Here is a 12,340-nt window from a genome sequence, read left to right on the forward strand (position 1 = left end):
GAGGAACCGGTCCCGATCACCCCCACCCGGCGACCGACCGAATCCGAGCACCAGATCTGCTGAGGCTTTACGCCACGTTCCCGGGGCCTGGAAGTCTTGGCCACAGGTGTTCCGTAGCGCAGGCTTGGCGCGTCGAGGTGCTGCGCCGCCGTCTCCCCGGCGCTCCCCGGCTCATCACACCACCGGCTCGACCCTGAACAGATCCGCACCGTCTTTCAGGAACGGAAGGGAACCCGACATGACTTGCTCCGCTTCGTCACACGGCCGAGGCCGAGGCGGCGGTACCAGGGGCGGATACCGCGCCACCGGACCGCGGGTCTCGCAGCACGCGGTGTCGCCCCGCTAGGACGCCGGGGCCGGTCCGCACAGGCCCCGGGCAGGCGCACCCTTCGGGGTGCGACCGCCGCACATCCCCACACACGACCGGGCGTCGACCCCAGCAAGGGGTCGACGCCCGGCCGTCGTTCGTGGACCTGCCGCCGTGCCGCTCGGGCCGATCACCCGCTCGGGTAGGGCGGGATGCCCCGCGCACAGCCCGGATCACGATCGATCCTCCGGCGGCCGATCGGTGTCATGCGCGCGGTTCGTCGTGGTCGAGCCGCGAAGGCGGGCCGTCCCTGAGGGCGATCCGCGCGGTCGCTGGGCGCTCGTCCTACTCCGTTGGCAACGCGCGGGACAACCAATCGCGCACCGCCTCGCCCACCGGAACGTCACCGATCTCTCGGCGATCGAAGATCCGGAAGCGATCCGGGTCGTCCTCCGCGAGCAACTCGAACAAGGTCGCCTTGACGCCGAGTTGGGCCGGGTCCAGCCCCTTCTCCTGGTCGTGTGCGCGCAACCGCTCCTCGATCGCCCGCGGTTCGTCCGCGGTCAGCAACACCACGTCGGGCAGCGGTCGCCACTGCGCGACGGTCGCGAGGAAGCGCCGCGCGGCCTGGTGGGCCTGCTCGAGGTCACCGGGATGACGGGCGACCGCGTCCTCGACGGCGGCGGTGTAGACGCCGCGCTGCTCGACGACAGTGCGCCCGGCCGCCAGGAACAGCCGGGCGGACTCGTAGCGATGGGTCTGCATGGCGATCACCGTGAGCGTCTCGGAGGCGGACCGACCACCACGGATGTACGGTTCACCGCCGGCCGCTTCGGCCAACGCCATCAAAGTGGCGAAATCCGGACGGGCGTTGGGCTCGCGCGCCGACCCGACGAAGATACGCGGGGGAGAGGCGATCGAACGCAGGAGCGCGGAGCTGACGTCGTGGGCCTCCAGCCCCTCGACCCCCACGAGCGGGCCGGGACGTCGGGTCCGACTGCCGGCCGTCGGTTTCGATGGGCGTTCGCGTGTGGCCTCTTGAGCGTTCTGCGGCATACCGGAATCCTCGCGAGCGGACCCGACGGGAAACAGGCCGCGTCGGGCACTCTCGACGGGTAAACCCCCCGGTAATACGCGATGTTCGGCACGCCGGCGACCGGCGTACACGGCGGCGGCCAACCCCGCCGGTCAGCTCGCGGCGGTGTCGAGCAGGGACGCGGGCAGGGGCGAGCCATCCGAGATGCCGACACACGCCATGGTCTGCGCCAACACCCGATCCACGACCGCCGCAGGGCCGCCCTCGCGCGCGGTACGGCGCTGCCCGGCCGCCGCGGAACCCCGGGCGAGCAGACGCCCGATCTCGGCCTCGACCATGTCGAGGTCGCCGCACTCGCGCAAGTACGGGGCCATCTCGGCGACCAGAGCGCGGACCACCGTGGCCGCGGGCAGTTTCACCGCGGCCACGGGGTCGATCAGGTCGCCCTCGATCCCGGAGCGCGCCGCCCGCCACATCGCCCCTCGGGCGAGCATGGGCGAGGGCGTCGGAGGCGTTCGGTCGGCGGCGACGGCGGCACTCGCGTACAGGTAGAGCGCGCGGAACAGGGCGGCGATCGCGATCGTCACCTCGACGTCGGCGATCGCGTCGCACACCCGCAGTTCCAGTGCGGACCCGCGCGGGGACAGGCGCAGCGCCGGGAGGAAGAGGTCGCGGTCGGGCACGACACCGACCGCCACCAGGCCGGCGACCAGGTCGTCGTACTCCCGAGCCGAGCCCACCGGCCCGATCGGCCCGGCCGCGGGAAGACGCTCGACGCAGACCTGCCGCCAACTCGCGTAGCCGGTGTCGCGCCCGGCCCAGAACGGCGAACTCGCGGACAGTGCCGACAACGTGGCCAGATACGGCGTGATCCAGGCGATCGCCCGAGCCGCCACGTCCCGGTCCTCGACCTCGACCCGGACGTGCATGCCGCACGTGATCCAACCCCGGGACAACTCCGCGTACTCGTCCTCCCAGGCCGCGTATCGGGCCTCGGGGGCCGTCCGTATGTCCGCGAGGCTCATCATCGGCGCGGTGCCGCTCGCCAACACGCCCAGGCGCAGACCGGCGGCGCGGTGCACCAGCGTGCCGCGCAGTTCGGTCAACCGCGCCCGGAGCGCGTCCGGTTCCGCGTGTGTCGAGGTCACGATCGCCACCGTCGACTCCTTGGGACAGCCGACGAAGGGGCCGGCCGGAAGCCGATCGAGGAGGGCGGGGGCGGAGGACACCGTGCGCTTGGTGGCCAGGTCCACGACGTGGAATTCCTCTTGGATCCCCAACTCGAGCACGGCGACTCCCCCACGACCCGGCGCGAGGCCGACAAAACGAGGCGCCCGGGCCCGCCCGTTCGGCCACACGCGGCCACCACGGACCGCCCGATCGGCGCCGAGCGACAGCGCCCATGATCGCCGGCGGCGGACCGACCGGTAAGGCCGGAGCGGGTACCACGCTCCGGTAAATCCGCCGGTAGCTCCGCACGGCGCTCCCGCGACCCGCCGGCGCCGTCGGTGTCGCCTCGCCGGCCGCCCCGGCCGCCCCGTCCGTCTCCCGGTTCCGTCGCCCGGCTCGTTACCTCAAAGACACGAACGGCGCGAGCCGACCACGCCCCGACCCCTGCCCGAACACTCCCAGCGGCCCGTGGGCGGCGACTTGAGGGCGACGCCCGCGTACATCCACTGCCGATTGTCCAGCAGACGCGGCAATCGGTCCGAGCGCCACGACGAGATCGGGACCACCCCGGGATCGATCGGACTCAGCCCGGTGAACAGCGCCCGCACCTCGGTCGCGGTCCGGGGGAACAGCGGTGCAGCGGAATGGCGATACGACTCGGCGGTCGTGCGCGCCGCGTCCGGACGCAGATCCGCGGCGACGTGGGAAAGCACCAGAACACTGCCGGGCACCGTCGCGTCCATCAACGCGCGCACCACGGACCGGGGATCGTCGGCATCCGAGAGATAGTGCAGCACGGCGGTCAGCACGACCGCGACCGGCCGGTCGAAGTCCACCCCCGTGCGCCCGGCCACCCGACGCAACAGCGTCTCCGGGTCCCGGAGATCGCCCTCCACCACCCGTACCCGACCGGGCCGCGCGGACAACGCGCGCGCGTGCGCGAGCACCATCGGATCGTGGTCTACGTACACCGCCCGCGCGTGCTCGGTGCCGAGCACCGCACACTCGTACGTGTCGCCGGCAGCGGGCAGACCCATCCCGATGTCGAGGAACTGACGGACGCCGATACCGGTCGCGAAAGCCACCGCCCGACGCAGGAAGGCCCGATTCGCCAAGGCCATCGCGCGAACCTCGGGCGCCAGGGCCAGGACGGCCTCGGCCGCGCCGCGATCGACGGCGAAGGTGTTCTTGCCGCCCAGGTAGTAGTCGTACATCCGGGCCGGATGGGCAAGATCGGTACGCAAGTCGAGCGACCGCGCCGAAGGCACGCGTGCCCTCGGTCGATCCGCCGGCGATCCATCCGCCGGCGGGCAACCGACGGGGGAACGGGTATCCGTCGCCTTGCCGGGCAGCACAATCATCGGCCTTTCCCCATCCTCGGGTCGCGGGCCGCCCGGACCGGGCGAGGCGGGGGTACCCGCCGGGCGGACCCGCATGTTCCTTCGCACTCCCGGGAGATCAGCGGCGAAGGAATTCCGTGACGACGGCGTCGAAGTGTTCGCCTTCCTCGACGAACGGCACATGCCCGCTCGCCGCGAACCGCTCCACCCGCGCGTCGGGCAGCGCCTCGGCCAGCCAACCGGCCAGGTCCCCGGGGAAGATCCGACTGCGCTCGCCGTAGATCAGCAGCGTCGGCACCTTCACCGCGGGCAACACCGGCCGCCAGTCCGAGTGCGCCATGTCCATCCACACGTCCAACGCGGACGCGGTGTGCGTCTGGGTGGTCTCCGCGTACGCCGCGTCCACCGCCTCCGCCGCCGGCGGCTCGGCGAAACACCCCGCGATGAACGGCTTGATCGCCAAGGGCCGGGCGTGCCGCACGGTCTGTGCGAACACCGCCAGATCGACCGGCGAGTAGCCGCCCTGCAGGGCGAAGTCCCACCCGGGCCCATCCATGAAACGCGGCGACTGATCGACGAACACCGCGCCGCGCAACCCCTCGCAGCCGAACTGGCGCACGTACGACAACACCACCGAGGTGCCCATGGACCAGCCGACCATGGTCACCTCGTCCAGACCCAGTGCCAGCACCAACTCGCGTACATCACGGGCGTACTGGTCCAGACTGTGCCCCTCCGGGGTCTTGCCCGAGCGCCCGTGGCCCCGGAAGTCGGCGACGATCACCCGATTCTCCGCCGCCAGCGCCGCGATGTTGCCCGACCAGAACGAACTGTTCATCGTCCAGCCGTGCAACAGCAGCACCGGGCGACCCGCGCCGTGCTCCTCGTAGTACAGCGGAACGGCGTCGGACAACTCCAGATAGGGCACGTCTCTCCTCGGGTCCCGGCCGGCCGATCGCCGACCCGCGCTGCGGCAGTGTGCGCGAGCGGGAGACCCACGCACCAGAGACCGAAGGGGGGTTGCAGCAACGTTGCAGAACGGCACCCACCCCCGCCACACCACGGGCCCGACGTCCGGGGCCCGCGCGCCGGCATGATGGACGCATGGCGGACGGACCGGACGCACGCGATCGAGCACTGGGCGGTGGGTCGGCCACGGGCGTGCGGGACCCGATCCGGGCCTCGTGGTCACGCGCGCGGCGACAGGGACTGCCGCCCGACGCCTACCTCCCGCCGGTCACCCTCGTCGACGACGAACTGGCCCGACACCGCGAGGAACATCCGCTCACCACGATCTGGCCCCTGCTGCGCCGCACCCTCAGCGGTCTGGTCACCGACCCGGGCCGCCTCCTGTTCCTCAGCGACGCGCACGGGCACCTGCTGTGGGTGCAGGGCGAACACCCCACACTGCGCGCCGCCGAACGCGTGCACCTGTTGCCCGGGGCGCTGTGGAGCGAGGGCGCGGCGGGTACCAGCGGAGTGGGCACCGCACTGGCCACGGGCCGCCCGTTCCAGGTGTTCGGTGCCGAGCACTTCCTGTCCGCGGCCACCGCGTACACCTGCACGGCCACCCCCATCCACGATCCGGCCGGGGGCGAACTGCTCGGCATCCTGGACTTCACCTGCCCCGAACGCAACTGGCAACCGCTCGCGGTACCCCTGCTCGACACCGCGCGCCGACTGGCCCAGGCCGAGTTGGAGAGCGTACGGCTGCGCGAGGAGGCGCGGGTGAGCACCCGCTACGTGGAGCGGATCGCCCGCCGGCTCGGCAGCAAGAGCGCGATCGTGGACCCCAAGGGGCGCGTCCTGCGTGCGGATCCCCCCGGCTGGCTGCCGCAGCGCCTGCCCGGCCCGCCGCGCGAAGGCCCGATGTTGCTGCCCGGCGGTCAGGTCCTGCTCGCCGAGCGCCTCGCCGCCGGCGGCCTGTACCTGCTGATCGCCGAGGACTCCGCATCGGGGCCGGTCACCACCGCGCCGCTGCGCCTGCAGGCGCTGGGCCTGCGCCGGGCCCGGCTCGAGATCGCCGGCACCACGCACGAACTCACGCGCAGACACGCCGAGATCGTCACGACCCTGCTGAGCGAGCCCGGCGGGATGACGGCCAAGGCGATCACCGAGGCGGTCTACGGCCCCGGCGGACGCCCCGCCACCGTCCGCGCCGAACTGGCCCGGCTACGCGCGATCCTGGGCCACCGACTGGCCTCCGACCCGTACCGCCTGACCGGCGACTGCGAGGCCGACTTCCTCGACCTCGATCGCGCCCTGTCCGTGCCCACCACCTCGATCGACACCCTGCTCGACCACTACCGGGGCCACCTCCTGCCCGGCTCCACCGCCCCGCGCGTGCTCGCGCTGCGCGAGGCCCTGCACGAACGCCTGCGCCGCCGCGTCCTGGACAGCGCCGATCCCGACACGGCGCTGCGCTGGTCGACCTGACCCGGCCACGCCACACGCGCGTTCCCCGTCGCGAAGCGACACCGGTGGAAAGCGACACCGGTGGAAAGCGACACCGGTGGAAAGCGACCCCGGCGGGCGGCCGCGGCGCGGCGGCGGGCGGCGCACCCGTCGACCGATCCCGACGCCGCGCACCCGCCCACCACCGCCCCGCGCCCCGCCGGGGCCGCTCCCGGGACTTCTCAGGCTTGCGTGGGCGGCTCCGCGCCGGGCGGATGCTCCGGCCGGCGCGGAACCTCGAAGGCCTGCGTGACCTCGTCGGACTCGGGCGCCGTACCCGGCAGTCGATCGGCGACACCGGGCCGCCAGGTCGACGCCGGATCCCGGACGGGGGCAGGCGGCGCCGCGGGCGGTGGGGGAGGGCCCGGCAGGCGATCGGCCCAGGGGGAGACGGGTCCGGGCGCCCGGGCGGCGAACCGCGTGCGCACCGCGTACCCGAGACCGGCCGCGACCAACAGCGCGACGAGCGCGCCGCCCGCCGGCACGCCCCAATCCGAGGCCACGGACGAGCCCGCACCGCTGTCGGCGCGGCCCGCCGGCGCCGGCGGAGCGCCGGCCCGTACCGGGGAATCGGACCGGGCCGGAGACGGCGCACCGGGCACCGCGCCCGCCGTCGGCCGCGGCTCCTCCTCGGGTCCCAACGGCTGATCCGGCCGCTGCACCACGGTGCCCTCGACCGACACCTCGAGCCGGATCGGCACCACGATGCCGCGCTGCGGCCCCTGGGCCCCGGTGATGGACATCTGGATGTAGTACGACCCGCGCAGCGCGTACTTGTCGTCCTTGAACTCCTTGAACGAGCCCTTGGTCCCGTCGAAGTTCTCGTACTTCTTGCCGTCCCCGACGGTCCACGCCCCCGAGGTCGCCTCCAGGTGCGTGGTGCCCGGCACGAGCTGGTTCGTCGGGTTGTCCAGGAGCGGAATGGCCTCGCGCAGCGGGTTGTAGAGGTTCATCACGAACCTCGGGCCCTGCTTGTACGGGAAATCGGCCGGGATGTCGACGGACCCCTTGATGGAGAGCTTCTGCCCCGGCTGCATGTACACCCGCCAGAACAGGAAATCGCCCACCACCATGCTCTCGCGATGCACCCCGGGCCCGAGTTCGCCCGCGCTGTTGAACGAGAAGCCGCTCGTGGTGTCCGCCGCGGCGGGAGGCGCGGCCATCACCGAGCCGACGACCGCGGCGAGCGCGGCCCCGGCCGAAGCCGCGATGCGGCGTACGCGTACGACGGCGTTCACGCCTGCCTCCCCTGCCGGCGCCGGGCACCGGCGACGAACGATCCCAGCGCGCCGCCGACGAGCACCGCGGCGGCGATCAAAGCGAGAGTCACCCCGGTACCGGGCCCGTCGTCGTCGCCGGACGACGCGGCGACCGAGGCGCGGTCGTCACCGGCGCCGGGCGCGGCGGCCGGAGCGCCGGCGTCGGCGCTCGCGGGCGCGGGGCCGGACGTCGTACCGGTGGTGCCCGGCCGCCTGGGGTGGCTGACCAGGAGTTCGAGCAGGATCCTGCGTTGCGGATCCACCTCGGCGTTGTGCGAGATCCGCAGGCAGCCGATGCCGTCCGGTGCCTTGGCGGAACTCTTCGCCCCGTCGGACGCGCCGGTGGTGACGATGTTGTTCGCCTCCAGGGCCACCCCCTCGGACAGCAGCCAGCTCTGGGGTTGATCCGGCGGGCCGGATCTGATGAACAGGTGGGTCAGGAACGCCGAGTTCTCCCGGTCGTCGGCGACCCGCATGCGCTCCGAGAAGATCGCGGTGGCGCCGATGGCGAGATCCTCGCCCGGATTCTTGCGAATGCGGTACCACAGGTCGCGACTGGTGACGAACGCGTCGAGGTACTGGCCGTCCTCGACGATCGGCGCGTTGGCACAACCGGTCGTCGCGCCCTGGATGGGTCGACCGGACGCGTCGTAGGGGGTCCACGCCCTGCGGAACAGGCTGGACATGTTCGAGACCAGCGAATCGGCGTCCTTGGCGTCGGCGTAGACACCGTTCCCGGCGGCGGTGATGCACTTGAGCTGATCGCGCGCGGCGCCGGAGACGTTGAACCCGACCGCGTCGACCGTCAGTTTGGTGCCCTTCGCGTTCAACTCCTTGGCGACCTCGCACGGTTGCGGCGGCGCGCAGGTGTCCTCGCCGTCGGAGACCAGGATCACGTGGCGCTCGCCCTGGGTGCCGAGGTCGTCGGAGGCGGCTCGCAGCGCGTTGCCGATGGGGGTGAACCCGACGGCGTTCAGTGCCGCGACCCGTTGCCGCGCCGCGCCCTTGGCCCCCTCGTTCATCAGCGCCACCGGCACCAGGAGCTGGGTGTCCGCACAGCCGAGGGTCTTGTCCGTACCGGGATAGGCCGCACCATACACGCGGATGCCGACCTGGGCGGTCGCGGGAGCCGCGTCGATGATGCGGTTCACCGCCTGCTTGGCGGCCTCCAGGCGGGTCTGCCCGCCTGCGTCGTTCTGTTTCATCGAACCGGACAGGTCGAGCACCAGCTCGACCTTGGCCGGGACGGCTTCGGCGGGCGGGGCGGGGTCGGCCGCTGCGAGGGACGCAGGGCCGCACAACACCAGGGACACCGCGCCCAGGGCCACGGCCGAGCGTGTGCGTAGGAAAGGGATCACGACGCCGATCATGGAATCTGCGACGTGCGATGCCAAGAGGGAGGGTCCATCACGGTTCCCTCGGAAGCCCTGAGGGGGCGACCGGGTCGAAGCCCTCGGCGACGGTTCGGTCGATCGGAGCCGACGCCTTCGGCGGTGCACGGGCGGATCGGGGCGGGAGCCCTCGGTTGCGCTTGGGCGGGGCTCGGGTGGATCGGGGAGCCTTCGGCGGGGCTTCGGCCGCCCGCCCGGCTAACGTTCCCGCTCGTCCGAGCGCCCGCGATCCGTCTCCCGCGCGTCGCGGCTCGGCGCCGGCCGCCACGGGTGGACGCCGAGCGGTCGGCCGTCGGGCCCCGGGTCCATCCCGGGAAGTCCGCGTGAGGGCACCTGCTTCGCCCAACCGGCGGCGATCGCGGCGATGGTGGCCGCCGAGAGCGCGCCGCCCGCTCGCAGACTCCGGTCATAGGGACGCGGCATGTCCATCCACACCCGCGCGGGCGTCGGGGCCTGCGGCCCGGCCTCCGCCGCGACCTCGGCGGCGGCCGACCTGGTCGAGGGCCGGCCGGTGGACGGCTCGGCAGGTGCGACCGCGTCGGTCGGCACCTCGGACCTGGCGAACCGGGCGACCGCCGTGACGACCTCGTCGGTGACCTCCTCCGGGGCGGGGTTCTCCCATCTCGGCGCCGCGCCAGGGGCCTTGCGGGGCGCGGGGGCGAGCCCCAGGTGCGCGGCCTCGGCGTGGGCGAACCTCGCGAGGTCGCGCAACCGCACCATCCGGGCCCCGCGCAGGATCCGGGACTCCCCCTTCATCGAGGCGTTCGACCCCCACCACACGCCGTAGGCGACCCGCAGGCTCAGGAACTCCGGGTTGGCCTCGCCGCCGGCCACGGTGCGGCCCAGCTCGCCGAACATGGGACCGAAGTACGCACCCGCGTAGTTCACCCGACCCGCGCTCCAGGGCCGGTACTCTCGCGGCGGCGTACGACCGAGCACCCACGCGCGATCCATCAGCCGGTCGGAGTCCAGGTCCAACGGACGATCGCCGACCCAGTGATAGCGCGCCCAGCCGTGCAGCGGAGGCCGGACACCCGGCGGAACGGCTCCGCTCTCCACGTACCGGTTGCCCTCGGGCACGATCCCCGCGCGAAGCTGCGCGAGGATCGCCTTGCGACGCTCGTACTCGTGGATGACCTGCGGCCACTCGTCGCCCGAGACGGTCCGCGCCAAACGCGCCGCGAACGACGCGACGCGTCGCAACTCCGCCGGGTCGCCGGTGGACCGCGCCTCGGCCCCGCTCTTCGGCTCCGACCACTCGCCGGCCTCCCATCGGCGGTACAACTCGGCCTCGGTGCGCGGCGGACCAGGGGTCTGCTTGTCGGCCGGCTCCCGCTCGTCGATGGTCCACAACTTGGGCATGGCGTACATCTCACCGTCGGGACCCACCCGCGGCCACCAGGTCACGCTCAGGTCCGCCTGCCCCTGCCGCTCGTCGGCGGTGAGCCGGTGCAGCAACCGCAGTGCCCCGAGGGCCACCCGATACATGGGCACCCGGCGGCGCATCCGGCGATACTCGATCCGAAATCGCTCGTCGCTCTCGATCCACGCTCGACCGACGAGCTTCCGACCCCGAAGGTGGTCGCTCAGCGCATTCGCCATGCGGACCATGATGTCGCGCGCGCCTCGGCCCGGGTGCCGAGCCATCGGCTCGCGAGTCGCACGTGTCGAAGACACGCGGGGCGGACAGGGGTAGGAACAACAAACGCGGGAAACACCATCCGCAGGCCGATTCCTTGCTTGTACAACGGGAATTCGCGTTCGGTTCCGCGTCATGCATGATTCAGACCAAGAACCAAGATCGCTCAGCGCAAGAGTTCCTGGACCCAGTGGGGCTTGGCAGCAGGGCCGTGGGGTCGCAGTCTGGTCCAACGGCCTTGCAGGCCAATGGGTTTCGGGCGCTCACATTCGCCGGCCCCGGACCTGCACGGACTTTTCTCGATCTCGGGGCACCCCGGACGTCGAGAACACGGGGCACTACCGACTTCACGCGCAACCACTCCGCGGTTACGCGTGGTTGCAAGAGCCACGCGGTTCCGGTGCCGGCCACCGCACCCATTCGATCCGTCCCGTTGTACGGGTGCCCGATCCGGCGCGGCCGTTCGGCCACGCAGCACAGCGACTGACGCAACACACATCTCAAGGGGACACATGTCGATTCGGACTGTGGGTGTCGAAGAAGAGTTTCACATCGTCGACCGACGCACCGGGCGGTTGAGCCCGGCAGGTACGGAACTGCTCGCCGAACTGCCGACGGTCGGGTTCACGGGCGAGGCCAAGGAAGCCTCCATCGAGACCAACAGCGAACCGCACGTCGAACTCGCCGATCTGCGCGCCGACCTGATCCGCTCCCGGACGCTCCTGGCCCGAGCCGCCGAGAAGATCGGGGTGGCGGTGATCGCCTCCGGGACCGCGCCGTTGATGGACCTCGCGGACTCGCCCCAGGCCCCGGGCGAGCGCTACGCCGCGATCAAGCGCGACTACGCGCTGGTCGCGGACGAACAGGTGGTCTGCGGGCTGCACGTGCACGTCGGCGTCGAGGACCGCGACGTGGCCGCGCGGGCGATGTCCTGGATCTCCCCGCACCTGCCCACACTCCTCGCACTGTCCGCCAGTTCCCCCTACTGGCTCGGTGACAACACCGGCTACGCGAGCTGGCGCAACATGCTCTGGCAGCGCTGGCCCTCGGCGGGCCCGGCGGACAACTTCGCCTCGGCGCGGGAATACGACGACATGCTCGAGGGCATGGTCCGCTCGGGTGTGATCGTCGACGTCGGCATGCACTACCAGGACCTGCGCCTGTCCTCGCACGTGCCCACGCTCGAGATGCGCATCTGCGACTCGTGTCCGGACGTGGACACCTCCGTACTCATCGCCGTGCTCTTCCGCGCTCTCGTCCAGCGCGGCGTCCGGGCGGCCGAGAGCGGCGAACGGCCGCCGGCGCACTCACCTGCGTGGCTGCGAGCCGCGACCTGGCGGGCCGCCCGCTCGGGCCTCGAAGGACTCCTGATCGACCCCACGACGATGGCCACCGACTCCGCGCGCACCGTCATCTGGCAGCTCATCGAGGACCTGGGGCCCGACCTGGTCGCCGCCGGCGACCTCGCGTTCGTGCGCACCGTCGCCCGGCGCATGCTGGACGGCGGCAGCAGCGCCGCACGGCAACTCCGGGTCGCGAACCCGTCCCCCCGGGCGGCCGTCGAACTGCTCCGCGAGCAGACGATCACCTTCTCCGAGTTGCCGGCCGCCCTCGTCAAAGAGCGTGCCGGGATCGCGAAATCGGACCTGGTCGAGGAGTCGCCGACCCTGGTCGCCTGATACCGCGAACCCACCCGATCCGACGGGGTCACGGCCTACGGGCCGTGACCCCGTCGTCGGTTCGG

The 12,340-nt window shown here is 72.3% G+C and carries 9 protein-coding genes; 2 read left to right on the top strand and 7 right to left on the bottom strand.

What is annotated here, in order from left to right:
• Window positions 1-652: 652 nt before the first annotated feature.
• The 4 genes from ACIRL2_RS32565 to ACIRL2_RS32580 form a co-directional block, all read right to left on the bottom strand.
• Window positions 653-1,363 carry a hypothetical protein gene (locus ACIRL2_RS32565; protein WP_402236835.1) on the bottom strand — a complete coding sequence of 237 codons (711 nt, stop codon included), beginning with the start codon at window positions 1,361-1,363 and terminating at the stop codon, window positions 653-655.
• A 132-nt stretch (window positions 1,364-1,495) separates the two neighbouring features.
• On the bottom strand, window positions 1,496-2,632 hold the full coding sequence (locus ACIRL2_RS32570; protein WP_402236838.1) for a YbdK family carboxylate-amine ligase: 1,137 nt from the start codon (window positions 2,630-2,632) through the stop codon (window positions 1,496-1,498).
• A 285-nt stretch (window positions 2,633-2,917) separates the two neighbouring features.
• Complete coding sequence (locus ACIRL2_RS32575) at window positions 2,918-3,757, bottom strand: SAM-dependent methyltransferase (RefSeq protein WP_395867369.1); 840 nt, start codon at window positions 3,755-3,757, stop codon at window positions 2,918-2,920.
• Between the two features lie 214 nt (window positions 3,758-3,971).
• Window positions 3,972-4,781 (bottom strand): alpha/beta fold hydrolase, encoded by an 810-nt coding sequence (locus ACIRL2_RS32580; protein ID WP_402236840.1) that lies wholly within the window; start codon window positions 4,779-4,781, stop codon window positions 3,972-3,974.
• A gap of 176 nt (window positions 4,782-4,957) precedes the next feature.
• On the opposite strand from ACIRL2_RS32580, the gene ACIRL2_RS32585 reads away from it, so the two are divergent.
• Window positions 4,958-6,289 (top strand): GAF domain-containing protein, encoded by a 1,332-nt coding sequence (locus ACIRL2_RS32585; protein WP_395867373.1) that lies wholly within the window; start codon window positions 4,958-4,960, stop codon window positions 6,287-6,289.
• A 200-nt stretch (window positions 6,290-6,489) separates the two neighbouring features.
• Here ACIRL2_RS32585 and ACIRL2_RS32590 read toward each other — a convergent pair whose 3' ends face one another.
• The 3 genes from ACIRL2_RS32590 to ACIRL2_RS32600 all read right to left on the bottom strand — a co-directional run bounded on the left by ACIRL2_RS32590 (window position 6,490) and on the right by ACIRL2_RS32600 (window position 10,559).
• Complete coding sequence (locus tag ACIRL2_RS32590; protein WP_402236842.1) at window positions 6,490-7,545, bottom strand: hypothetical protein; 1,056 nt, start codon at window positions 7,543-7,545, stop codon at window positions 6,490-6,492.
• Window positions 7,542-8,924 carry a VWA domain-containing protein gene (locus ACIRL2_RS32595; protein ID WP_395867377.1) on the bottom strand — a complete coding sequence of 461 codons (1,383 nt, stop codon included), beginning with the start codon at window positions 8,922-8,924 and terminating at the stop codon, window positions 7,542-7,544. The genes ACIRL2_RS32590 and ACIRL2_RS32595 overlap by 4 nt, the downstream gene beginning before the upstream one ends.
• A 231-nt stretch (window positions 8,925-9,155) precedes the next feature.
• Window positions 9,156-10,559 carry a hypothetical protein gene (locus ACIRL2_RS32600; RefSeq protein WP_402236844.1) on the bottom strand — a complete coding sequence of 468 codons (1,404 nt, stop codon included), beginning with the start codon at window positions 10,557-10,559 and terminating at the stop codon, window positions 9,156-9,158.
• A gap of 549 nt (window positions 10,560-11,108) precedes the next feature.
• On the opposite strand from ACIRL2_RS32600, the gene ACIRL2_RS32605 reads away from it, so the two are divergent.
• The gene (locus ACIRL2_RS32605; protein ID WP_395867381.1) at window positions 11,109-12,275 is read left to right on the top strand and encodes a glutamate--cysteine ligase; all 1,167 of its coding nucleotides are present in this window, start codon (window positions 11,109-11,111) and stop codon (window positions 12,273-12,275) included.
• The last annotated feature ends 65 nt before the right edge of the window (window positions 12,276-12,340 follow it).

Source organism: Embleya sp. NPDC127516, from assembly GCF_044765325.1.
Taxonomy (GTDB): Bacteria; Actinomycetota; Actinomycetes; order Streptomycetales; family Streptomycetaceae; genus Embleya.